This is a genomic window from Kitasatospora sp. NPDC096128 (genome assembly GCF_040303105.1).
GTDB lineage: Bacteria > Actinomycetota > Actinomycetes > Streptomycetales > Streptomycetaceae > Kitasatospora.
Map to the genome: position 1 here is coordinate 17,479 of NZ_JBEOSP010000044.1, position 24,082 is coordinate 41,560.

Consider the following 24,082-nt stretch of genomic DNA (forward strand, 5'->3'; position numbering starts at 1 on the left):
ACGGTGACCGGCCCCTGCGCCTCCCTTACGAGCCCTGATGCCCCGGCGCCGATCGGGCGCGCGCCTGTCGCGGCCCGTCGGGCAAGGCCTCCGCGGCCCACCGGGGCGTCCGGGGCGGCCCGCGACCAGGGGTCCATTTCGCCGTCCGATATCCGGACACCGGCTTTCCGGCCATCGGCCCGAGCCGCTCAACTTGGCCGGAATCCATGGCGGAGGCACCTTCCGTAACCCCACCGTGATATCGGCGTAACCATCCGGAGCCGTGGCCGGCCGGCCACGGGCGGGCCCGATCCCCTACAGCCGGGTCACCGCCAGCACCGCCATGTCGTCGTCCCGCGGCCCACCCGTCCACCGGGCCACGTCCGCCACCAGCGCAGCCACCGCCTGCCCCGCCCCGGCGAACGGACCGAGCGGGGCCAGCCCGCGCACCGGGTCGTAGAACTCCCCCGCCGCGTCCCGCGCCTCGGTGACCCCGTCGGTCACCAGCAGCAGCGTGCACCCCGACGGGAAGGGCCTGGTCTCCACCTCCGGGCGCGCCACCCCCAGCGCGCCCATCCCGAGCGGCAGCCCCGGGTCGGCCGCGTCCCACCGGCTCACCCCGGGCTCCGCGCCGCCCAGCAGGTACGGCCCGGGGTGGCCGCAGTCCAGGGTCCGGGCGACGGCCTCCCCGGGCGGGAACTCCACCAGCAGCGCGGTGATGAACCCCTCCAGCCGCAGCTCCTCGCCCAGCCCCGCGCTCTCCCGGGCCAGCGTGCGCTCCAGGGCGTCCGCGAGCGCGGCGAGGTCCGGCTCCCGGTGGGCGTCCTCCCGGAACGCCCCCAGCAGCACCGACACCGCGCCCACCGCGTGCAGCCCCTTGCCGCGCACGTCCGCGATCAGCACCCGCACCCCGTACGGGGTGGCCTGCAGCGCGTACGCGTCCCCGCCGATCAGCGCCTCGTCCTGGGCCGCCCGGTAGCAGGCCGCGACCTCCAGCCCCGCCACCCGCCCCGGCGGCTGCGGCAGCACCGCCCGCTGGGCGGCCTCCGCCACCGACCGCACCCGCGCCAGCCGGCGCCCGTGCCGGGCCACCACCCGGTTCACCGCGATCCCGAGCAGCGCGGCGAAGGCGGTGTTCACCAGCTCCAGGTAGCCGTCCTGGGTCCCGATCGACCCGTCCCGCACGGAGAGCACCAGGATCCCGGTGACGTTCGCCAGCGCCACCGCGACGGTGTCCCGCAGCGACAGCAGCGCCCCGGACAGCACGGCGGCGGCCGCCAGCATCGGGTCACCCCAGTAGTCGGCCGGGTCCAGCGAGTTCCACACCAGGCCGCCGACGACCAGCAACCACGGCGCCAGCCGCACATACGGCGGCCACTGCACGGACCTCGAGGCCATCGGCTACCCGGCTTCCGTCTCACCTGCACCCGCGCGCCCGTACGCCGAGCGGGGGGCTCCTCCGATCGTAGGCACGGAGGACGCCGGGGCGCGCGAGGTGACCGGACCGGCGACCGACGGCCGGTTTTCGGCCACGCCCACGCGTCCGGCCCGCCCCCCCTGCGACCCGGATCCGGCACCCGGCATCCGGCATCCGGCATCCGGCATCCGGCATCCGGCATCCGGCATCCGGCATCCGGCATCCGGCATCCGGCCGCGAACGACCGCCCAGGCCCGAAGCCCTGCCCGCACCCTTCGCCACCGAGCCGGCACCCGTCACACGGTCAGGGTTCCGGGATCCGGCGGTCGGCCGGCGATGGCGCAATACCGGCCATCCGGCACGGTTCGGTTCGTGAGCGACGGTCCCCCTGTGAGAAAGTGACGGTGTCCAGACAATATCGCCCCGGTGTCCGACGCCGTCACGTCCGGCCCCGTGCCGCTGCCGGACGCGCACCCCTGACGGCGTCCTGGACACGGGACGGGACCGGGCCGGCCTGGGTCACCGGCCGGCCCGGTCCCGTCCCGGCGCCGGGCCCGGCGCCGTGAACCGTCAGCGGTCGTCCCGGCGGGCGGTGAAGCGCCCCGCGCCCCCGCCGGTCAGCAGTCCGGCCGGCAACCGCCGCCCGTACGCCACCAGCAGCAGGTGCTCAGCCCGGCCCTCCACCAGCAGCGGCCCCGGCCCGTACGACCAGCCGGTGTCCGTCGCGCGCAGCCGTACGCCGTCCAGCCGGGCGCCGAAGAAGCGCAGGCTGCGCGGCGAGACCCGGCCCAGCAGAGCGGTGGACCGGGGCAGCGGCAGGCGCGGGGGCAGGCCGAGGGCGACGGTGATGTCGAGGCCGTGGACGGCGTCGTGGGCCAGGGCGGCGATCCGGCCGCCGACCGGGGGCCGCCAGGGGTGCTCGGCGTGCTCGGCCAGGGCTGCGGCGAGCTGCTCCGTGGTGAGGGCGGCGGCGTCGCGGCGGGCGACCCGGTCGGCCATCCGGTGGACGTTGCCGCCGGCCCGGGTGAGTTCCCGCAGGGTCCGGAGGGTGGAGTGCCGGAAGCCGGTTCCCATGTGGGCGGCCACCTCGCGGACCCGCCAACCCCCGCACAGCGAGGGCGCGTTCCACTGCTCGGCGGTGAGGCCGGCCAGCAGCCCGGCGAGCTCCCGCCGCTCCGCCGCGACCTGCTCGCGGATCCATTCGACGCCGTGGTCCTGCTGCGCGCTGTTCATGCCCCCAGCCTGCGGCGGGAGTCGGCCGCACGTCCAAGACCGGGTTGTTCTGCCACCTATGATCATTCGTTATGGAACTCCGGCAGCTCCAGTACTTCGTCACCGTCGCCCGGCACGGCAGCTTCACCCGCGCCGCCGAACTGCTGCACCTGAGCCAGCCCGGAGTGAGCGCCCAGATCCGGCAGCTGGAGCGGGAGTTGGGCCACCGGCTGCTGGACCGCTCGGGCCGTACGGTACGGCTGACCAGGGTCGGTGAGGCGGTGCTGCCGCACGCGCGGGCCGCGCTCGCCGCCGCGGCGGCCGCCCGGCGGACGGCCCAGGAGTTCGACGGCCTGCGGCGCGGGCGGGTACGGCTCGGCATGGTCGCGGGCGCGGCGCTCACCCCGCCGCCCGCCGTGGGCACCTTCCCGGGGCTCGCCACCACGCTCGCCGCCTTCCGCCAGGAGCACCCCGGCATCGACTTCGCGCTCGCCGAGGACACCACCGCCGGGATGCTCGGCGCCCTGCGCGCGGGGCGGCTGGACCTCGCCGTGGTCGGCCTGCCCGCCGCCGCGAGCGGGCGGACGGACGACGACGGCTGGACGGCGCTCGCCGGGCTCGCCCTGCACCCCGTGCTGGAGGTCCCGTTGGTCGCGCTCTGCCCCGCGGACCACCCGCTCGCCGCCGGCGACGGCCCGCTGCCGGTCGCCGCGCTCGCCGGGCACGCCCTGGTGAGCACACCGCGCGGCACCGGCCTGCGGACGGCCCTGGAGCGCGCCCTCACCGGGGCGGGGGCGGCCCCGACCGTGGCCGTCGAGGCCGCCGCGCCGCCCCAGCTGGCCGAACTCGCCGCGCACGGGCTGGGCGTGGCCGTGCTGCCGGACCAGGAGCCGGTCACCGGACTGGTCGTCCGGCCGCTGGCCGACCCCGTCCCCCGGGTGCGGATCGCCCTGGTCTGGCCGACCGGGCGGCAGCCGGCGCCGCCGACCGCCGCCCTGGTGGCCCACCTGCGGGCCGCCTACCCGGGCCCGTGACCGGCCGCTACCCGGCCGCCGCCGTGCCGTCGCCGATGTGCAGCACCGCGGCCGCGCCGTCGAGGGTCTCCGGGTCGAGCGGGAAGTAGCCCAGGCGCGGGGTGGTGTCGGTCCGGGTGCGGGCCGTGCCCGAGAGCGGCGGGGCGGTCAACTGCCAGCCCCGGGGGCCGGACGGGAGCCCCGCCTCGTACGTCCCGGCCGGCGGCTCGCCGAGGCCGATCGCCTCGCTGCGCCCCAGGCTGCCCGCGATGAAGGCGTAGCGCCCGCCCAGCAGCGAGCCGACGATGTGGCCGGCGCCGTTCCAGCCGCAGTCCAGCTCCCCCTGGGACCAGGTGCTGGGGTTGCGCTGGAGGTGCCGGTTGTGGGCGAACACCAGGGTCGGCCCGCGCCGGGCCTCGACGGCGCGGATGTCGAGGAGGTTCTGCGCCATCAGCGAGTCGCGCATCCTGATCAGGCCGGAGATCCGGGGGCTCGGCTCCAGGCCCGGGATCGCCGACCGGGCGTGGTAGCGCAGCAGTCCGAGCCCGGCCCGCAGGTGCGTCCCGGCCCGGAGCCAGTCGGCGTGCGAGCTCGCCGCGATCAAGTCGGGTGCCCGTTCGTGGAGTTGGTTGAGGAGGTCGTCGGCGGTGCGGCGCAGCCGTACGGCCTCGGGAGTGGCGCCGGGCGACTCGGCGGCGTCCAGGATCGCCGCCTCGCGTTCCCAGCGCTCGTCCTCGCCGGTCAGCGCGGCGAGGTCGAGGTCGAGCCCGAGGTAGTCACGGACGTGTTCGAGGTAGCGGCGCGGGCTTGCGGCGGTGGTGTTCTCGGTCGGGATGTCGAAGCCGTGGCAGGCCAGTTGGTCGCCGGGTTCCCGGTCGCGGTTGAACTCGCGCATCCAGGCGACGAGTTCGCGGTTCGCCCGGTGGGCGCCGAAGCCGTGGGTGAAGCCTTCGGCCAGCACCGCGTCCAGGGTGCCGGTGCCGCGGCGGACGTGGTCGTCCACGGCGAGCGCGGCCACCCGGTCGGTCTCCAGGGCGATCGAGCGGAAGCCCTGCGCCACGAGTCGGGCGAACAGTCGGTTGCGGACCAGTCCGAAGGCCGGTTCCTGGTGGGTGGGCTCGCCGAGCGCCAGCAGTTCGCAGGAGGGGGCGCGGAAGTCTCTGATGTCCTGACTCATGAGCCTCAAGCGTATCCTTGGAAGAACGGTTGAGACTTTCGACGTCACAGCCCGGATTTTTCCGATGAAAGTCTCAAACGGGAGGACACTGCGGTGCGCCCCGCCGACCTCGCCCGCGAGCACGGCATCTCGACCCAGGCCGTGCGCAACTACGAGCGCGACGGCTTCCTCCCGCCCGCGACCCGCACCCCCACCGGGTACCGGGTCTACACCGAGCGGCACGCCGTCGCCCTGCGCGCCTTCCTCGCCCTCGTCCCGGCGTTCGGGCACGCGACGGCGGGCCTGGTGATGTCCGCCGTCAACACCGGCCGTCCGGACGAGGCGCTGACGGCGCTCGACCGGGGCCACGCCCAGCTGCTGCGCGACCGGGAGACGCTCGCCACCGTCCGCCGGGCGGTCGACCACCTCACCTCCGAGCAGCCGACCGACCGGGCCGACACCGGTCGCCCCCTCCCCGGCCCGCTCAGCATCGGCGAACTCGCCCACCGGCTCGGCCTCACCCCCGCCACCCTGCGGACCTGGGAGACGGCCGGCCTCCTCACCCCGGCCCGCGACCGCTCCGGCGGACACCGCCACTACCGCCCCGAGGACGTCCGCGACGCCGAACTGGCCCACCTGCTCCGGCGCGGCGGCCACCCGCTGGCACACATCGCCACCGTGGTCCGGCAGATCCGCACGGCAGGCGGCACGGACGGCCTGGCCGAGACCCTCGACGGCTGGCAGCAGCGCCTCACCACCCGCGCCCGGGCCATGCTCACCGCAGCGGCCCGGCTGGACGCCTACCTCACCTCGGCGCCCGGCCCGCCGGACGACCCGGACTACCCGGACGGGGCGGGCTGCTGAAGCACGGCGGTCGGCACCCCGCTCAACTCCGGCACCCCTGCCTCTCCTCGGCCCCCGGCGGGCCGGGCAGGACGGCGCCCGGGAGGCGGCCGCATCCTGCCGAGCCCGCGGAACCGCAGTTCCACCTCCGCGCGCCGCTCCGCCGGGACAACCGCGGTCACCGCCGGCCAGGACACCGGCTCACTCCCTCGGACGGACCTCAGGTGGACGACCATCGTCAGCCGGCCGTGACCCGCAGGTTGGCCAGCAGCTCCGTGCCGTCCGTACGCACCGCGAACACCCGCCCGGTGCGGTGCCAGCAGGTCACCGCACCGGCGTGCGCGCGCAGCCGGACCGAGGGGTCGGTCGTCGCCCCGGGCAGGACGGCGGTGAAGGCGGCCCCGGAGGCACCTCCGACGGTGGTCCGCAGGCCGTCCTCGGAGCGCTCGGTGAACGCCCAGTGGGCGCCGTCGGCACTGAGCACCACCGGCGGGCCGGTGACCGTCCGTTCCGCGCTCACCCGGCCGGTCCAGCTGAGCAGGTTCGTTCCGGGGACTTCGCCCGGCCGGGCGACCAGCAGCCGCCCGTCGGCGAGCGTCACCCGGTCGTCGGCGTCGTCCAGGTCGACCGCCGTGCGGGCGCGCAGCTCCCAGCCGGGCTGGTCCCACCGCCAGAGTTCGGTGAGCTCGGCGGTGTGGCCGCCGGCCCGGGTGTGGACGACCACCGCGCAGCCGGCGGGGGTGCGGGCGATCCGGCCCAAGGCCCTTTGGTCGCCGCCGAGTTCGCGGTGGACGACGGTCGGGCGGGCGGCGCGGGTGTCGAGCACGGTGAGGCCGTCCTCGTCGACGGTGAGCAGGTGGCGGCCGTCGTAGGAGGAGGCGATCCCGCGCACCCGCAGGGCCGTCCAGCGCTCGACCCGGCGGGTGGCCAGGTCGAGCCGGAACAGCTCGCGGACCGTCCCGTAGCGGGCGACCAGCAGCGCGGTGCCGCCGTGGTCGGCGACGACCAGCTGCTCGGCGGGCACGTCCCAGCGGACCCGGGTCCGGCCGTCCGGGCCGAGCAGCCGCACGCCCGCGTGGCCGCCGGCCACCAGCAGCAGGCCGGAGTCCAGCCGGGCCGCGTCCAGGACGGGCAGCGTGCCGGGGCGGTCGGCGGCGGTGACGGTGAGCGCCCCGCTCCGGCTGGGCCCGGTGCGCCGGGGCTTCGGCAGGTCGGCGGCTGCCAGCGGGTCGGCGCGCTTCAACAGCCGGGTGTGGACGGCGCTTTCGGAGCGCACGCCCGGGTGGCCGGACAGTCCGCCGGTGCGGACCAGGGAGCGTACGGCGAGGGTGGCGAGCTCGCGGTCGACGGCCGGGTCGGCGCACCGCAGCTCGGCGAGGGCCGCGACGGCGGCCGCGCGCTCGGCGGCAGTCGGCTCGGCGGCAGTCGGCTCGGCGGCAGTCGGCTCAGCCGCGTCGAGCACGGCCCGGACGGGCTGCACGGCGTCCTCGCCGAGCGCGAGCAGGTGGACCAGCGCCCGCCCGCGGGCCGCGCCGCCGAGTTCGGCGGCCTCGCGCAGGTCCGGCAGCACGCCCGCGCGCAGGGTCTCGTCCGGCCAGGCGGCCTCGACCGCGCCAAGCCGGTCCCCCGCCCGGCGCCGGTGGTCCACCCAGGCGGCGCGCAGCTCGCGGGCGGCCGCCGGGTCGGTCGCGGTGAGCCGCTCGACGGCGGTGGCGAAGGCGCCGCGCCGGTGGGCGATCCGCACCGCCCGCTCCCGGTTCCCGGCCCGCCAGTGCAGCCGCACCACCAGTTCCGCGGCCAGGCCGCGTCCTTCGGCGAGTTCGGCGGCCTGGGCGGTGCGGCCGTGCCGGTCCAGCAGGGCGACGGCCTCGGCGGGCGCGGCCAGCAGGTCGGCGAGCACGTACGCGGCCTCGTCGATCCGCCGGTCGCGCTCCAGGGCCTCGGCGGCCTCCCGGTAGAGGCCGGTCAGGTAGTCGTGGACGCTCGGCCCGCTGAGCGGCAGCGCCGTCGGCTGCCCGCCGCGGTCCTGCGGGCTGGGCCGCAGGGCGCCGGCGAAGCGGTCGGGCAGGCGCAGGGTCAGCAGGCCCTGCCCCGGGCGGCCGTCGGCGCCGCCGGACAGCCGGACGGCGTCGCGCAGGGCGTCCTCCCACCGGCGCTGGCGGAAGGAGCGGGAGAGCTGCTGCAGGTAGCGGGTGTGGCGTTGCCGGAGGAACGGCGCGGCGGGGCTGCGCAGCGCGAGCCGGGCCAGCCACTGGGCGTGCGGGCGCCGGGGCGGGCGCCGCCGGGCGGAGCCGCTGCCCGCGACCCCGCCGGAGCGGGAGCCTGTGCCGCCGCCAGTGCCGGAGCCGGAGCCTGTGCCGCCGCCAGTGCCGGAGCCTGTGCCGGAGTCGGAGCCGGAGCCGGCACTTCCAGTGGCTCCGCGGCCGGCCTTGCCCGCGGTCCGTGCCCTGCCCTCCTGGGCCGCGCGGATGCGGTCCGCGAGGAACGGGATCCTCGGCAGCACGGCCAGGGCGCCCCCGCACGTGCCGAGCAGCGTCAGCAGCCACCCGCGGCCGTCGAGGCCGTCGACCGCCAGGCCGGTGACGCCGACCAGCAGGCAGACGAGGGAGCAGAGGAGGAAGGTCCACCACTCCCGCCGCCCCACCGACCGCCCCGCCGCCGGGCCCGCGGCGGCCCCGACGGGCGGCCGGACCCGCCCGGCCCGGGCCGCCGTCCGCCGCATCCGCCGATCCACCCTGGCCCGGGCGTGCGGCAGGAGGAACGCCGGCCCGACGCTCAGGCCGACGGCCGCCGGGAGGACCGCGGTCACCCGGGAGAACCCCTCCAGGCAGACCAGCGGCAGGTACAGCACCAGGAGCACCAGGGCGCCGACGGCCAGGAGTTCCCGGGACGGGCGTACTCCGGCGTCGCCCCGCCCGGGCTGCTCGCCCAGCAGCCGCCCGGCCCGGCGGCTGCGCCCGGGGATGCCGGCGGCGGCGCGCAGGTCCACGGCGGCCGGGCTCGGCAGGTCGGTCTCGACCGGCTCGGTATCGACGGGGGTGCCGACCGGCCCCAGCCGGTGGAGGGTGAGCCCGCTGAGGTCCAGCCAGTCCGCGGGCTGCACGGCCCGCAGCTCGGCGATGACATGACGTTCCGTCAGGCCACCGGCGGTGAGAACGAGTTCACCGGCCGCGCCGGCCTGCCCCGGGCCCGCCACCAGCGCCCCGCCGACGGAGTGCAGCGGCGCGCCGGGCGCCCGGTCGGCGCGGGTCCGCTCCGGCTCGGGCAGCCTCAACAGCCAGCGCCCGTCAGGCAGTTCAGCCAGCTGGGCGCCGTCCTGCCAGTGCGCGAGCGCGCGTTCGGAAGCCTCGGCGGTGCCGAGCAGCGGCACGTCGAGGAGGAACCCGGCCGCGTCGACCACGGGGGTACCAAACGGAGGGCTACTGGCCGGAGTGCTGCCGGCCGGGGAACTGCGCATCAGTCGGTGCTCCTGATCACGGCGTGGGCGCGTCCGTCGACCGCGCTCGCGACCACCACCCGGCCCGGGCGGGGTTCGGCGGCGATCAGCGGCAGCCGGGGGTGGACGGCGGGCTCGGTCCGGCCGCCGGACAGCGCGGTGAGCGTCCGGTTGCCGTCGGCCCGGACGGCCCGCACCAGCCCGGCGGCCGGAGTGCAGGTGATCAGGACGGGTTCGAGGCCGTCCTCGACCAGTCCGATCACCTCGGCCTCCCCCTCCCCGAGGTGGATCCGGCGGTTCTCACCCCTGGCCGGGCGGACCTCCCAGGTCCGCCCGTCCTCGGACCAGCCGACGGCGCCGGCGCCGTGCACCAGGTGCGGCGCCCCGGAAGCCTCGGCGGGCAGCGGGACGGGCGACAGCCGGGGTTCCCGCGCGTGCCGGAACGGCCGCCCGTCCTCGGTCGAGACCACCGGTCCGTCGGTGCTCACCAGGCCTCCGGGCTGGATCCGGCGCCACTGACCGGTCACCGGCAGCACCAGGTCCTCCCCCTCTCGCAGCAGTGGCAGCACCGGCCGGGCCATCAGCTCGGCGAACCCGGCGGAGCCGGGTTCGGGCAGGCCGAGCGCCGCCGGCTCGACCCGGTAGTCGTCGGAGCCGCTCAACGCGCGGCCGCTCACGTGCAGCGCCAGCCGTCCGTGCCGCACGTACAGCACCAGCAGGCGCCCGCTGGTGCGCCCGGCCGCGATCACCTGGCCGGGCAGCTGGTGGCGGCGCGGCCGGGCGGCTCCGTCCACGGCGCCCCTGGCCTTCACGTCGAGGGCGATCAGCACGCCCGGCGTCCGGCCCCGGGTGAGCAGGGTGGCCGCGCTGCCGGTGAAGGCGGGCAGCGCACCGCCGACGGCGGGCAGTGGGGCGTCCAGTTGCGCCGAGGCCCGGAAGCCGCTGCCGCGCAGGGCTCGGACGGCGACCGCCGCCGGGGGCAGCGGCAGTTCGACGGCCGGTGCGCCGTCCACCCGGACGGTCACCCGCGCGACGCCCGCCGCGCTCCAGCCCGTCTCCTCGCACACCACCGTGCGCCGCCGGGCGGGCAGCCGGGCCGCCAGCCGGGGCGAGGTGAGCAGCCAGCACTGCGCGGCCGGGTCCAGCGCCCGCTCCGCGTACCGGACGTCCTCCGGGTCGGGGTCGCTGTGCTGCCGGGCCTTGAGCCAGCGCGGCAGCAGTTCGGCGAGGTCGCCGCCGATCAGCCGTCCGGGCGGGTCGCCCAGGACGCCGACCAGCAGCTCGGTGCCCCGGGCGGCCGCCCGGCGGTGCAGGACGAGCAGCGCGGCCAGCTGCACCAGCCGCGCCGCGCCCGCCTGGGCCGGCCCGGCGTCGACCAGGGCGACCACCTGGCCGCGGCTGACGGTGTCGCGCAACTCGGCTTCCAGTTCGAGCAGTTCGCCCTCGCTCCAGCGGCGCAGGAACTCCTCGGGGAACTCCTCGGCGAGCAGCCACTCGGACGGCAGCAGCCGCTCCGGCCGGCGGCCGCGGGCCAGGCCGCCGTAGCCGTCCGGCTCGCCCTCGGCCCCGGTGACGGGCTCGCGCGTGCCGATCAGCGCGTCCAGGCGGCGCAGCAACGGGCCGAGCGCGGTGGCGAGTTCGGGGGTGAGCGCGGACAGTGTCCCGGCCCAGGGCGCGATGGCGGCGGCGGCCGTCACGTCCCGGCCGCTCGCCCCGCCCGCCCCACGAGCCGTCACTGTGCCGGCCACCCTCGGCGCACCCGGGCCAGCCGCTCGTGCTGCTCCTCGACCCAGCCGTCCGCGAGGTCCACCGGGACCGCCATGGCCGTCCCGGAGCCCCGCACGTCCTCGACGGTGACCAGCGGCACCGCGAACTGGGTGTTGAACTCGATGTTGATCTCGGGGTTGCGCAGGTCGGTCATCCAGCACGCGTCCCGGCCGCGCGCCAGCTGGTCCAGGGCCGCCGCCCAGTCGTCCAGGTCCGCGGGCGAGAGGCGCAGCGGCAGCCCGCCGTTGCAGAAGGTGCTCGCCACCAGGACCTCGGCCTCGAGCTCCCCCGACCCGCCGCGGCCCAGCACCCTGATGACGACGCTGTTCTCCCGGTCGGCCAGGCGGACCAGCTCCACCGCCTCGGCCGCCTCTTTGCTGCTCACGCTTCCACTCCGTGCCGCTCCACTGCTCCGGTCCTCACTGCTCACACACTCGCTCAACGCCTGGCACACCACCGGCACCCGGCCCCCCGAGGCCGTCCAGGCCCGCCGGATCGCAGCCCGTCACCGGCCGGTCCCCGACCAGCGCGTGACCGGGGACGAGGACGCACACCTGCCCGTCCGCCGCCCCGAGCGCCGCCCGCCACAGGGCCGCCGCGGGCAGCGGGCGGGCCGTGGTGGGCACCAGCACCCCGCCGTCGGCACCCAGGTAGCGGGCGCCGTCGGCCCAGGGCAGGTCCCGCGCCTCGCCCAGGACCAGCAACGCAGCCCCGTCGGCTGCCACGGCGAGGCGGTGCCCGGCCGCCAGTCGGGACCGCGTCGCGGCCGCGAGAGCGGGGACGGCGTCCCCGAGGGCGAGGACGGCGACCGGCTCCAGCGGTGGTTCACGGCGCTCCCAGCGGAGCGGGGCACCGGTCACGAGGGGGCGACCACCGCGACCGCCGAAACCGCCGCGACCGCCGCGACCAGTCCGGCGCGGACGCCGGCCAGCGGCGCCGGCAGGTCGGCCGGGTCGAAGCCGGCGTCGATCTCGCGCAACACGGCCTCCAGCCGCAGCCGGGAGTCCTGACCGCCCGGCAGTCCGCCGCGTTCGGCGTGTTCGCCGCCTTCGCTGCCTCCGCCACCTCCGCCGTGTTCGGCGTGTTCGGCGAGCAGCGCGGCGCCGGTGCGCTGGAGGCGTTCGGCGCGGGCGGCGGTACTGCGGGAGAGTTCCTCGGCGGTGTGCGCCAGGCTGCGGTTGGCGGCCTGGTCGATCAGGTCGGCGAGGGTCTCCCGGGCGAGCGCCTGGGTGTCGGCGGTGGGGGCGATCAGCGGGAGCACCCAGAGGTCGCGGGCGGAGGCGGCGGTACGGCCGTCCAGGACGGCGGCCGCGGCGACCAGGTTCTGCGAGCGCACGGCCCGCCGGTCACTGACCGGGATGCCCGCCGAGCGCATCCGGCGCAGCGCGGTGGCCAGCAGCGGGGTGACGGCGTCGAGGTCGCAGCCGCGGGCGGCGGCGGTCAGCCGGTCGAGGGCGCCGAGCAGGTCCCCGGCGGCGACGGGCGCGGCCGGGCGGCGGCCGGACTCCAGGAGTTCCTCCAGGCGGGCGTCGGCGACGGGTTCAACGAAGACGCGGGCGAGGAAGCGGTCGGCGAAGGCCGCCAGAGCCGGGTCCTCGGGCAGGTGGTTGGCGGCGCCGACGCAGATCCGCAGCGGGCTGGCGAGCACGGTGCCGCCGCGCCGGAAGACCCGCTCGTTGAGCAGGCCGAGCAGGGTGTTCAGGACGGCGGTCGAGCCGAGGAACACCTCGTCCAGGAAGGCGATCTCGGCTTCCGGCAGCATCCCAGCGGTCTCGAACTCGACCCGCCCCTCGCGGAGCCGGCGCAGGTCGACCGGGCCGAACAGCTCGTTGGGCTCGGTGAAGCGGCCGAGCAGGTACTCGAAGTACCGCCCGCCGAGCTGCGCCGCGACGCGCCGGACGGCCTCCGACTTGGCCGTCCCGGGCGCGCCGACCACCAGCAGGTGCTCCCCGGCGACGGCGCACAGCACCACCGTCTCGGCCACTGCCTCCCGGCCGACCATGCCCCGCCCGGCGGCGGCCACCGCGACGGCGACGAGCTCGGCGTCGGCAGTGGGCGCGATGGCGGGGGCGGGTATCGGGGCGGCGGGGCTGCTCTGGGTCACGAGTACGAGAGTCTACGGTGGCCCGCGCGCCGCTCACCAGCGGGTTCCCGACCGGGCCCGCCGCCGCCACCTGCTGCGCCTGCGCCTGCGCGCTGATCGATCGGCAGGCCGGGGCGGATTCGACGGTGAGATTCCGGTAACGAGCCGTTCACGCCGCGCGGGCTCTCGGGGAAACAAGCGGTTCCTAGCGTGTCCGCTCATGGATGCACAGCTGTATACGCCCTCGACCGCCGCGCCGGCTGCCACACCGACTGCCGTACCGGCTAAGGGGGTTACGCCCACACCCGCACTGCGCGAGACGGTCTACACGAAGCTCCGTGCGGCCGTGCTGGACGGCGGGTTCGGTGCGCGCGAGAGGCTGGCCGAGGTGCGGCTGGCGGCCCGGTTCGGGGTGTCGCGGACCCCGGTGCGCGAGGCACTGGCACGGCTGGCGTCCGACGGGCTGATCGAGCGGGGGGACGGCGGCTTCTTCGTCACCATCCCCAACCTGACGCGGCTGAAGGACTTCTACGAGCTCCGGGTCACCCTGGAACTGCGCGGTGTCGCGCGGGCGATCGAGGACCCGTCCATCAGGCACGACCCGGCGGTGATCACGGCCGAGCTGGACCGCTGGTACGCGATGCGGGAGAGCCCGCCGGTGCCCGACCCGCGGTTCGTCGTGCAGGACGAGCGCTTCCACGCCGAGCTCTCCCGCGCCTCCGGCAACCCCGCGCTCACCGACGCCCTGGTGGCGGTCAGCGAGCGCATCCGCCAGGTGCGGATGTACGACTTCCTCACCCGGGACCGGGTCGAGACGACCGTCTCCGAGCACATCGAGATCATGGAGCTCGTCCGCGACGGACGTCTCGACGAGGGCTACCGGGCCCTGCACGCCCATGTGGGCGACTCGATGGCCGTGGTGCTGGAACGGGCCCGGCGCGCCATGTCCCAGATGGCCCTGCACGCCGACCGCCTCTGAATCCCCTGGCTGCCCGGCAGTCACCACCCGACACCGCCGCACCCCACACCCGGCACCGCCACACCCGGCACCGCCGCACCCCGGAAGGGCTGACCATGAGCACCGCCGAATCACGTCTGACGACGACCACACCACCCGACGCCGAGAAGAGCCAGGCGACGAAGGAGACCCTGGAGGACTACACCCTCCGTTTCGCGCCCCGCAGTTACCGCCGCTGGACCCCGATGGTCGTGGCGACCACCGCGCTCGGCGGCATCGCCTACATGGCCGACTTCTCCATCGGCGCCGGCATCGGCCTGGCCCACGGCACCGGCAACGCGCTGGTGGCGATCGCCGTGGCTGCCGCGGTCATCTTCGTCACCGGCTTCCCGCTCGCCTACTACGGCGCCCGCTACAACATCGACCTCGACCTGATCACCCGCGGCGCCGGCTTCGGCTACTACGGCTCGGTGCTGACCAGCGTCATCTTCGCCAGCTTCACTTTCATCTTCTTCGCCCTCGAAGGCTCGATCATGGCCCAGGGCCTCAAGCTCGGCCTCGGGCTGCCCCTGCCGCTCGGCTACGCGGTCTCCACGCTGATGGTGATCCCGCTGGTGATCTACGGCATGAAGGCGCTCAGCAAGCTCCAGGTGTGGACGACACCGGTCTGGCTGGTGCTGATGGTCGCCCCGCTGGTCTACCTGATCGCCGACGACCCCGGCACGGTCGACCGCTTCCTCTCCTACCCGGGCACCGGCGGCGCGGGCGGCGGCACCGGCGGCGGGGGTGGCGTCGACACCGCCGCCGTGCTCCTCGGCGCGGGTGTCTGCCTGTCCCTGATCGCGCAGATCGGCGAACAGATCGACTACCTGCGCTTCATGCCGCCCAAGACCGAGTCCAACAAGCGCAGTTGGTGGACCGCCGTGATCATGGCCGGCCCCGGCTGGGTGGTCCTCGGCGCCCTGAAGCAGGCCATCGGCGTCTTCCTCGCCGTCCACATCCTCACCGAGGTCGGCGCGGCCGCCGCCCCGGAGCCGATCCAGCAGTTCAAGGGCGCCTTCGACGCGATGATGCCGTCCTGGCTGGTCGTCCCGCTCGCCGTGGCCCTCGTCGTGATCAGCCAGATCAAGATCAACGTCACCAACGCCTACTCCGGCTCGCTGGCCTGGACGAATTCCTTCACCCGGGTCACCAGGCACTACCCCGGACGGATGGTCTTCGTCCTGGTCAACCTCGGCTTCGCGCTCGCCCTGATGGAGGCCGACATGTTCAGCTTCCTCAACAGCATCCTGGGCTTCTACTCGAACTGCGCGATCGCCTGGGTCGTCACCGTCGCCACCGACATCGGCGTCAACAAGTACCTGCTGAAGCTCTCCCCGCTGCAGCCCGAGTTCCGCCGCGGGATGCTGCACGCCGTCAACCCGGTGGGCGTGGTGGCCTTCGTCGCCGCCTCGGGCCTGTCGATCGCCATGTACTTCCACGCCCTCGGCGACACCCTCCAGCCGTACTCGCCGGTGGCCGCCGCCGTCATCGCCTTCGTCCTCACCCCGCTGATGGCGGTCGTCACCAGGGGCAGGTACTACCTGCGCCGCTCCGGCGACGGCATCGACGAGCCCCTGCTCGACACCGCGGGCAATCCCAGCGCGGTCGTCCTCGACTGCCACGTCTGCCACCAGCCCTACGAGCGCCCCGACCTGACCGCCTGTGACACCCATGAGGCGATCGTCTGCTCGTTGTGCCTGAGCACCGACAAGGTCGGCGACCACGTACTGCCCGCAGAGCCGGTACAGCCCGCACAGCCGCTCGGCGTCTGACCCCGACGCACCGGCGGCGCACCGCGCGCCGCCCCGACGCCCGCTCCGGAGGAGCCGCCCCGTGTTCGACACCCTGCTCGTCGCCAACCGCGGCGAGATCGCCTGCCGCATCCTGCGCAGCGCCCACGCCCTCGGCTTGCGCACGGTGGCGGTGTACTCCGACGCCGACAGCACCGCCCCGCACGTCCGGATGGCCGACCAGGCCGTACGGCTCGGCCCGGCGCCCGCCGCCGAGAGCTACCTGCGCGCCGACCTGGTCCTGGCGGCCGCCCTGGCGACCGGCGCGGGAGCGGTCCACCCCGGCTACGGCTTCCTCTCCGAGAACGCCTCCTTCGCCGCCGCGGTGGAGGCGGCCGGCCTGGTGTTCATCGGCCCGACCCCGGCCCAGCTGGAGGTCTTCGGCGCCAAGCACACCGCCCGGGCAGCCGCGCTCGCCGCCGGAGTGCCCCTGCTGCCCGGCAGCGGGCTGCTCGCCGACGAGGCGGCGGCGCTGAGCACGGCGGAGACGATCGGCTACCCGGTCATGCTCAAGGCCACCGGCGGCGGGGGCGGCATCGGCATGCGGGCCTGTGCCGGACCGCGGGAGCTGCGGGAGGCGTTCACCCAGGTCACCCGGCTGGCCCAGGGCAGCTTCGGGGACGGCGGGGTGTTCCTGGAGCGGTACGTGGACGGCGCCCGCCATGTCGAGGTGCAGGTCTTCGGCGACGGCGCCGGCGGGATCGCCGTGCTCGGCGACCGCGACTGCTCGCTCCAGCGCCGCAACCAGAAGGTCCTGGAGGAGGCCCCGGCACCGGACCTCCCCTTCCACGTCAGAACTCGACTGCACGCGACGGCAAGGGAGTTGTGCGCGTCGGTCGACTACCGCTCGGCCGGCACCGTGGAGTTCGTCCACGACCCCGCGCGCCAGGAGGCGTACTTCCTGGAGGTCAACACCCGCCTCCAGGTCGAGCACCCGGTCACCGAGGAGACCCATGGCGTGGACCTCGTCGCCTGGATGCTGCGTCTGGCCCGCGGCGAGACCGGCTTCCTCCACGAACCGGTCCCGCGCGGCCACGCGGTCGAGGCCCGGATCTACGCCGAGGACCCCGTCCTCGACCACCGCCCCAGCTCCGGCCTGCTGACCCGGGTCCGCTTCCCCGAGGGCGTCCGCGTCGACGGCTGGGTCGAGACCGGGCAGCTGATATCCACGGCGTACGACCCCATGATCGCCAAGATCATCGCGACCGGCGACGACCGCGCCGAGGCCCTGGACCGCCTCGCGCAGGCCCTGGCCGACACCAGGATCGACGGCGTGGAGACCAACCTCGGCCTGCTCCGCGCGGCCTGCCGGGCGCCCGAGGTGCGGGCCGCCGTGCACACCACCGCCACGCTCGCGGGCATCACCGATCCCCGTCCGCGCATCGACGTCGTGCGCGGCGGCGCGCAGACCACCGTGCAGGACTGGCCCGGGCGCACCGGCTACTGGGAGGTCGGCATCCCGCCCGGCGGCCCGATGGACGACCGCTCCTTCCGCCTCGGGAACACCGCCGTCGGCAACCCCGAGGGCGCGCCGGGCCTGGAGTGCACGCTGGAGGGAGCGGCCCTGCGCTTCTCCCACCCGCAGGTGGTCTGCGTGACCGGCGCACCGGCCGAGGTCCGGGTCGACGGACAGCCCGTCGAGCAGTGGCGGCCACTGGAGCTGACGGCGGGCCAGGTGCTGGACGTAGGAACCCCGAAGGGCCCCGGCATGCGGACCTACGTCCTCGTCCGCGGCGGCCTGGACACTCCCGACCACCTCGGCAGCGCCGCCACCTTCACCCTCGGCGGCTTCGGCGGGCACGCCGGACGGGCCCTGCGCGCCGGTGACGTCCTGCGCCCGGCGGCGCCCGCCCCCGACGCCCCGGCCCCTTCGGCGGTGCCGGCGGCGGACCGCCCGCACTTCGCCACCCACTGGCGGATCGCGGTCAGCGAAGGCCCGCACCCCGCACCGGACTTCCTCACCCGCGAAGGCCTGCGCACCGTCTACGGGACGGACTGGAAGGTCTCCGCCCAGTCCGCCCGCACCGGCGTACGGCTCATCGGCCCACGCCCCGAATGGGCCCGGCCGGACGGCGGCGAGGCCGGACTGCACCCCTCCAACGTCCACGACACCGCGTACTCCGTCGGCGCGGTCAACTTCACCGGTGACACGCCCGCCATCCTCGGCCCCGACGGCCCCAGCCTCGGCGGCTTCGCCTGCCCCGTCACCATCGTCCGCGCCGACCGCTGGAAGACCGGACAGCTGCGTCCCGGCGACACCGTGCGCTTCGTCCCCGTCAGCGAGGCGACCGCCGACGTCCTGCGCCGCACCCCCGCCCTGCCCATCCTGCCGACGGGCGGCGACCCGGACGGCGACGACGGCGTCCTCGCCCGCCGCCCGGCCACCGACACCACCCCCGAGGTGACGTACCGGCGCGGCGCCGAGGACAACCTCCTGGTCGAGTACGGTCCGATGACGCTCGACCTGGCACTGCGGATGCGCGTCCACGCCCTCGCCCAGCACCTGCGCGCCCTGCGCCCGTCGGGGCTGGTCGACATCACTCCCGGCGTGCGATCCCTGCACCTGCACACCGATCCCGACGCGCTCCCGTTGCGCACCCTCCTCGGCCTGCTCCAGGAGGCGGAGGACCAGCTCCCCGCGACCGCCGACCTGACCGTCCCCAGCCGGGAGGTCCACCTCCCGCTCTCCTGGGACGACCCCACCGTCCAGGAAGCCATCGCCCGCTACACGGCCTCGGTCCGCGACGACGCACCCTGGAACCCGTCGAACCTCGAGTTCATCCGCCGCATCAACGGCCTGGACAGCGTGGCGGCCGTACGGCAGGCCGTCTTCGCCGCCCAGTACCTCGTCCTCGGCCTGGGCGACGTCTACCTCGGTGCCCCCGCCGCCACCCCGCTCGACCCGCGCCACCGCCTGGTCACCACCAAGTACAACCCGGCCCGCACCTGGACCGCCGAGGGCGGGGTCGGCATCGGCGGCGCCTACCTGTGCGTCTACGGCTTGGAGAGCCCCGGCGGCTACCAGCTCATCGGCCGCACCGTCCCGGTCTGGGGCGGGCTGCGCCCACCCCGCTCCTTCGCGGACGGCGAGCCCTGGCTGCTGCGCTTCTTCGACCGCATCGTCTGGCACCCGGTGAGCCCGGAGGAACTCCTCGACGTCCGCGCCGACCTGGCCGCCGGACGCACCGCGCTGGACATCCGTCCCGGCACCTTCTCCCTCGGCGAGCACGAGCGCTTCCTGCGCGAGAACGCCGACAGCATCGAGGCCTTCCGCACCCGGCAGGCGGCCGCCTTCGAGGCGGAGCGCCAGGCGTGGGAGAAGGCGGGCGAGTTCGCGCCGCGCGAGGCACCCGACCCGGTCGTCCAGGACGCCGCCGCCCTGACCCTCGAACCGGGCAGCGTCCTGGTCGAGGCACCGCTCAGTTCGACCGTGTGGAAGGTCGAGGCCCGGCCGGGCGCCCTGGTCTCGCCCGGCCAGCCGCTGCTCGTGCTGGAAGCCATGAAGATGGAGGTGGTGGTCCGGGCCCCGGCCGGCGGCGTCGTCGCCGACGTCCTCGTCACCCCCGGCCAGCAGATCGACGCCGGCGCCCCGCTGGCCGTCGTCAGGGAGACGGCCGCAGAGACCGCCGCAGAGATCGTCGAAGAGACCGTCGAAGAAGCAGAAACCGTCGAGGAAGAGGTATCCGCATGACCCAGGCCCCGACCGTCAGCTGCGCCGAGCGCGTCACCGACGCCTACCGGCGCATCGCCGAAGCCGACCGGCCCGAGGTCTGGATCACCTTGCGCCCGGAGACCGACGTCCTGCCGGAGGCCCGCGAACTGGACCGGCGCATCGCCGCCGGGGCCGAACTGCCGCTGGCCGGAACGGTGGTGGCCGTCAAGGACAACATCGACGTGGCCGGCCTGCCCACCACCGCCGGCTGCCCCGACTACGCCTACACGCCGGGCAGTTCGGCACCCGCCGTACAGCGGCTGGTGGACGCGGGCGCGCTCGTCCTCGGCAAGACGAACCTGGACCAGTTCGCCACCGGCCTGGTCGGTACCCGGAGCCCCTACGGCCCCGTCCGCAACGCGCTGCGCCCCGAGAAGATCTCCGGCGGCTCCAGCTCCGGATCGGCGGTCGCCGTCGCCCTGGGCATCGCCGACATCGCCCTCGGCACCGACACCGCCGGCTCCGGCCGCGTCCCCGCCGCCCTCAACGGCATCGTCGGCGTCAAGCCGACCCTCGGGCTCGTCCCCACCACCGGGGTCGTCCCCGCCGCCCGCTCCTACGACGCCGTCACCGTCTTCGCCCGCACCCTCACCGAGGCCCAACGGGCCCTGGCCGTCATGCTCGGCCCCGACGAGAGCGATCCGCTCAGCCGCAGCTGGCCGGACGACGTCCGCCTGTCGGCCCCGGAGCACCCACGCATCGCGATCCCCGGGGACGCGGACCTCGCACCGCTCTCCCCGGAGGCTCGGGCCGCGTTCCACACGGCCGTCAAGCACCTGGAGGCCACCGGCGCCGAGACCACCGTCATCGACGTCTCGCCCCTGCTCCAGGCGGCACGGCTCCTCTACGACGGCGCGCTCGTCGCCGAACGCTACGCCGCGGTGGGCGAGTTCATCTCCCGTGACCCGTCGGCCGCCGACCCCACCGTGGCCGGGATCATCCTCGCCGCCGCCGACCTGCCCGCCCACGCCCTGGCCGCCGACCAGGAACGCCTCGACGGCTACCAGGGGATCGCCCGCCGGCTGCTGTCCGGCTACGACGCGCTGCTCCTGCCGACCACCACCGAACACCCCGACATCGCCGCCGTCCAGGCCGACCCCGTCACCGTCAACTCCCGCCTGGGCACCTACACCAACTTCGTCAACCTCCTCGACCTCGCCGCCGTCGCCGTCCCGGCCGGCGAGGCCGACGGCAGCCCCTTCGGCGTCAGCGTCATCACCCGCGCCTTCGAGGACCAGCCCGCGCTCGACATCGCCGCCCGTCTCACCGGCGAACAGGCCCCGACCCCCCTGCCCGGCACCGGGGTCGACCTCGCCGTCTTCGGCGCCCACCTGCGCGGCCAGCCCCTCAACCGGCAGCTCACCGACACCGGCGCGCGCTACGCGGGCGAGGTCACCACGACGGCCGCCTACCGGCTCACCGCGCTGACCACCGTCCCGCCGAAGCCCGGCCTGGTCCGGGTCGGCCCGGGCGCCGGGGGCCCGATCACCGGGGAACGCTGGACCCTCTCACCCGCCGCCCTCGGCCGCCTCCTGGCCGGCCTGCCCGCTCCCATGTCCCTGGGCCGGATCGAACTCGCCGACGGCAGCTGGGTGCTGGGCTTCCAGTGCGACCCGCACACCGCGTCCACCGGAGCGGACATCACCCACCACGGCGACTGGCGCAGCTACCTCGCGACGATCGCATCCTGACCGGACGGACGGTGCCAGCGGCGGGGTTCCCCCGTCCATGAGGACGGGTTCTCACCGGTGGAGCCACGTCGCCGTCACGGTGAAACTTTCACCCTCGGGATCGAACCGATCGGCCGAATCACCAGGACGACGGGATGGAACCCGACCATTCCTTGACAGGTCGCGGCCACTGATGCAACGTCATCACTCCGAAACACGGCCGAAACACGAGCAGGCCCGCCGCAGGCTCGGCAAGATTGTTAGCGCTCACAACGCCCGACGAACCCTTGCCGACAGCCGGGGCGCCTGCTCGACCGCCGCCGCCGTCACCAGCCCGCAGAGGAAGAGGTCCCATGCCACGATCCCGGTACCTGAAGTCCCGCCTGCTCGCCGTACTCCTCGCGATCGGCGCCGCGTTCGGCGTGAGCCTGTCCGTCGCCCCCCAGGCCGGTGCCGCCTCGTTGACCCGGATCACCGACTTCGGCGACAACCCGACCGGCCTGCAGATGTACGTGTACGTGCCGAACGGCGTCAAGGCCAACCCGCCCGTCCTGCTGGCGCTGCACGGCTGCCAGGGCTCCGGGCCCTACCTGTACTCCAGCACCGACTTCGGAGCACTGGCCGACCGGTACGGATTCATCGTCGTCTACCCCTCGACCAACCCCGGCGGCAGTTGCTGGGACGTCTCCTCCGACCAGGCGCTGAGGCGCAACGGCGGCAGCGACCCGGTCGGGCTGATGTCGATGATCACCTACACCGAGCAGCACTACGGCGGGAACCGCAACGCCGTGTACGTCACCGGCGAGTCCTCGGGAGGCATGATGACCAACGTCATGCTCGCCGACTACCCGGACGTGTTCAAGGCGGGCGCGGCCTTCATGGGCGTGCCCTACCACTGCTTCTACACGGGCACCGTACGCGGCTGGAACGGCCCCTGCGCCGGGGGTCAGGTCTCGATGGCCGCGCAGCAGTGGGGCGACCTGGTGCGCGGCGCCGATCCCGGCTACACCGGGCCGCGCCCCCGCGTGCAGTTGTGGCACGGCACCGCCGACCCGATCCTGAACCACCGCGACCTCGGCGAGGAGACCAAGCAGTGGACGAACGTCCTCGGAGTGGGCCAGACCCCGTCCTCGAGTGACACCCCGGCCGCCAACTGGAACCGGAGCCGGTACGCCGACCGCTCCGGCACCACCCAGGTCGAGACGTACAGCATCGCCGGGGCCGGGCACCAACTGCCCGTCCAGGGCACGCCGATGGCCGCCACCGCCATCCACTTCATGGGGCTGGACGGCAGCCGCACCGCCCCCGCCGGCACGGGTGCGCTGCGCGCGGTGGGCGCGGGCAGCTGCCTGAGCAACCCGAACTCCAGCACCACGCCCGGCACTCAGCAGCAGATCCGCGGCTGCACCGGCGGGGCCGAGCAGACCTGGACGCACAGCCCGTCGAACGAGCTGACGCTCACGGTCGGCGGCAGCGTGCTGTGCCTGGACGCCGACGACCGGGGCACCGCCAACGGCACCAGGGCGATCGTCTGGTCGTGCAACGGCCAGGCCAACCAGCAGTGGAACGTCAACTCCGACGGCACGATCACGAGCGTCCAGTCCGGCCTGTGCCTGGATGTGACCGGAGGGTCCACCACCGACGGCACCCCGGTCGAGCTCTGGTCCTGCAACGGCGGCACCAACCAGCAGTGGGCCCTCGGCCGGCCCTCGGCCGGTCGGACCCCACCGCACACCGCGGTGAACGCGAACAGCAGTGAGCGCGAACAGCCGTGACAAGGGAGAGCCGCTTGACTTCCTCCCCCTCCCGGAGGAGGGGGTTCTCCTCGGCCTCGCGGCTGAGCCGCTGCGCGTGAGCGCCATGGCCAACGGCACTCAGGCCCGACTGTGGGACTGCAAGGGCGACGCCGGCCAGCAGTGGAACGTCAACTCCGGTGGCAGCATCCCGTGCCGGTGGCATCCGGGCACAGGCCCGACTGCGCTCCGGTGACCGTGCCGACTGCCCCCCGCGCGGTCAGGACTGCGCCCGCTCCGGGGTGCGTTGCAGCCGGAAGGCGTCCGCGAGGACGGCCTGGGCGAGCACCCGGGCCGGGCCGCGGGCGGTGGTGCGTCCGGTGGTGAGGGCGAAGTCGGTGGTGCCCAGGTCCGGCAGGCCCGGCTGGTCGGGCAGCGGCCGCAGGCCCGACGGGATCAGGCTCCGGGCGTGCGGCACCACGCCGAGGCCGGCCAGCGCGGCGGCCCTGACCCCGGACAGGCTGGTGCTGGTGCAGGCGATCCGCCAGGGTCGGCCGTCGCGTTCGCAGGCCGCCAGGGCGCGCGCCCGGGTGATGCTGGGCGGCGGGTAGACGATGAGCGGCAGCGGCTCCGCCGGGTGGTCCGGCCGGAAGTCCTCCGCCGCGGCCCACACCAGCCGGTCCTGCCAGACCAGTCGGCCCTGGGAGTCGCCGCCCGGCGGGCGCTTGCCGAGCACCAGGTCGAGCCGCCCGTCGGCCAGTTGCTCGTGGAGCACGGCGCTGAGCCCGACGGTGAGTTCGAGGTCGACCTGGGGGTTGCGCCGCCGGAAGCCCCGCAGGATCTGCGGCAGTTCGGTGTGGACGAAGTCCTCCGAGGCGCCGAACCGCACCCGCCCGCGCACCTGTGTCCGCGCGAAGTGGTCGAGCGCCTGCTCGTGCGCCTCCAGGATCGCCCGGGCGAAGCCGAGCATCTCCTCGCCTTCGCCGGTGAGCTGCACGGAGTGGGTGTCGCGCAGGAAGAACCGCCGCCCGGCAGCCTCCTCCAGCCGCCGCACGTGCTGGCTGACCGTCGACTGCCGCAGGCCCAGCCGTTGGGCGGCGCGGGTGAAGCCGCCGGTCTGGGCCACCGCGAGGAAGGACCTCAACTGCACCGGATCGAACATCCGGCCACCCTATCCGCTGATATCACGAATCATGATGACAGTGAGTGCGACCAGCAGGATTCACCATCACCCGAACGCGCGTCAGGCTGAGACCGTCCCAGCCGAACCA

16 protein-coding genes are annotated in these 24,082 nt (G+C 75.3%); 7 read left to right on the forward strand and 9 right to left on the reverse strand.

Going from position 1 to position 24,082, the window contains the following annotated elements; genetic code table 11:
- Positions 1-294: 294 nt before the first annotated feature.
- Entirely contained in the window at positions 295-1,377 is a 1,083-nt protein-coding gene (locus tag ABTY61_RS34035) for a PP2C family protein-serine/threonine phosphatase (RefSeq protein ID WP_350509019.1), read from the reverse strand.
- A gap of 589 nt (positions 1,378-1,966) precedes the next feature.
- Positions 1,967-2,629, reverse strand: coding sequence for a maleylpyruvate isomerase family mycothiol-dependent enzyme (locus ABTY61_RS34040; RefSeq protein ID WP_350509020.1), 663 nt, complete (start codon positions 2,627-2,629; stop codon positions 1,967-1,969).
- A gap of 71 nt (positions 2,630-2,700) precedes the next feature.
- On the opposite strand from ABTY61_RS34040, the gene ABTY61_RS34045 reads away from it, so the two are divergent.
- Positions 2,701-3,642: a LysR family transcriptional regulator gene (locus ABTY61_RS34045; protein WP_350509021.1), complete on the forward strand. Its 942-nt coding sequence runs from the start codon at positions 2,701-2,703 to the stop codon at positions 3,640-3,642.
- Between the two features lie 7 nt (positions 3,643-3,649).
- Here ABTY61_RS34045 and ABTY61_RS34050 read toward each other — a convergent pair whose 3' ends face one another.
- Complete coding sequence (locus ABTY61_RS34050) at positions 3,650-4,798, reverse strand: erythromycin esterase family protein (protein ID WP_350509022.1); 1,149 nt, start codon at positions 4,796-4,798, stop codon at positions 3,650-3,652.
- A 93-nt stretch (positions 4,799-4,891) separates the two neighbouring features.
- Here ABTY61_RS34050 and ABTY61_RS34055 point away from each other — a divergent pair, with 93 nt between their 5' ends.
- Positions 4,892-5,641 (forward strand): TioE family transcriptional regulator, encoded by a 750-nt coding sequence (locus ABTY61_RS34055; RefSeq protein ID WP_350509023.1) that lies wholly within the window; start codon positions 4,892-4,894, stop codon positions 5,639-5,641.
- A 217-nt stretch (positions 5,642-5,858) separates the two neighbouring features.
- Here ABTY61_RS34055 and ABTY61_RS34060 read toward each other — a convergent pair whose 3' ends face one another.
- From ABTY61_RS34060 to ABTY61_RS34080, 5 genes are read right to left on the reverse strand one after another with little or no spacing between them, the layout of a single operon-like run.
- Positions 5,859-9,020, reverse strand: coding sequence for a bpX6 domain-containing protein (locus ABTY61_RS34060; RefSeq protein ID WP_350509024.1), 3,162 nt, complete (start codon positions 9,018-9,020; stop codon positions 5,859-5,861).
- Positions 9,021-9,076: 56 nt separating this feature from the next.
- Positions 9,077-10,792: a hypothetical protein gene (locus ABTY61_RS34065; protein WP_350509025.1), complete on the reverse strand. Its 1,716-nt coding sequence runs from the start codon at positions 10,790-10,792 to the stop codon at positions 9,077-9,079.
- Positions 10,789-11,208, reverse strand: a complete 420-nt coding sequence (locus tag ABTY61_RS34070) for a DUF5959 family protein (RefSeq protein ID WP_350509026.1) — start codon at positions 11,206-11,208, stop codon at positions 10,789-10,791. Before ABTY61_RS34070 ends, ABTY61_RS34065 begins: the two co-directional genes overlap by 4 nt.
- 34 nt (positions 11,209-11,242) lie before the next feature.
- Positions 11,243-11,683, reverse strand: coding sequence for a bpX5 domain-containing protein (locus ABTY61_RS34075; RefSeq protein ID WP_350509027.1), 441 nt, complete (start codon positions 11,681-11,683; stop codon positions 11,243-11,245).
- A complete protein-coding gene (locus tag ABTY61_RS34080) occupies positions 11,680-12,927 on the reverse strand; it encodes an AAA family ATPase (protein WP_350509028.1) in 1,248 nt (415 codons plus the stop codon). Before ABTY61_RS34080 ends, ABTY61_RS34075 begins: the two co-directional genes overlap by 4 nt.
- Before the next feature lie 199 nt (positions 12,928-13,126).
- On the opposite strand from ABTY61_RS34080, the gene ABTY61_RS34085 reads away from it, so the two are divergent.
- The 5 genes from ABTY61_RS34085 (at position 13,127) to ABTY61_RS34105 (ending at position 22,853) form a co-directional block, all read left to right on the forward strand.
- A complete protein-coding gene (locus tag ABTY61_RS34085) occupies positions 13,127-13,885 on the forward strand; it encodes a GntR family transcriptional regulator (protein ID WP_350509029.1) in 759 nt (252 codons plus the stop codon).
- Between the two features lie 95 nt (positions 13,886-13,980).
- On the forward strand, positions 13,981-15,678 hold the full coding sequence (locus tag ABTY61_RS34090; protein WP_350509030.1) for an allantoin permease: 1,698 nt from the start codon (positions 13,981-13,983) through the stop codon (positions 15,676-15,678).
- A gap of 61 nt (positions 15,679-15,739) precedes the next feature.
- Entirely contained in the window at positions 15,740-19,387 is a 3,648-nt protein-coding gene (gene uca, locus ABTY61_RS34095) for an urea carboxylase (RefSeq protein ID WP_350509031.1), read from the forward strand.
- Positions 19,384-21,099: an allophanate hydrolase gene (gene atzF / locus ABTY61_RS34100; RefSeq protein WP_350509032.1), complete on the forward strand. Its 1,716-nt coding sequence runs from the start codon at positions 19,384-19,386 to the stop codon at positions 21,097-21,099. The genes uca and atzF overlap by 4 nt, the downstream gene beginning before the upstream one ends.
- Before the next feature lie 332 nt (positions 21,100-21,431).
- A complete protein-coding gene (locus tag ABTY61_RS34105) occupies positions 21,432-22,853 on the forward strand; it encodes an extracellular catalytic domain type 1 short-chain-length polyhydroxyalkanoate depolymerase (RefSeq protein ID WP_350509033.1) in 1,422 nt (473 codons plus the stop codon).
- A gap of 238 nt (positions 22,854-23,091) precedes the next feature.
- Here ABTY61_RS34105 and ABTY61_RS34110 read toward each other — a convergent pair whose 3' ends face one another.
- Complete coding sequence (locus ABTY61_RS34110) at positions 23,092-23,973, reverse strand: LysR family transcriptional regulator (RefSeq protein WP_350509034.1); 882 nt, start codon at positions 23,971-23,973, stop codon at positions 23,092-23,094.
- Between the last annotated feature and the right edge of the window lie 109 nt (positions 23,974-24,082).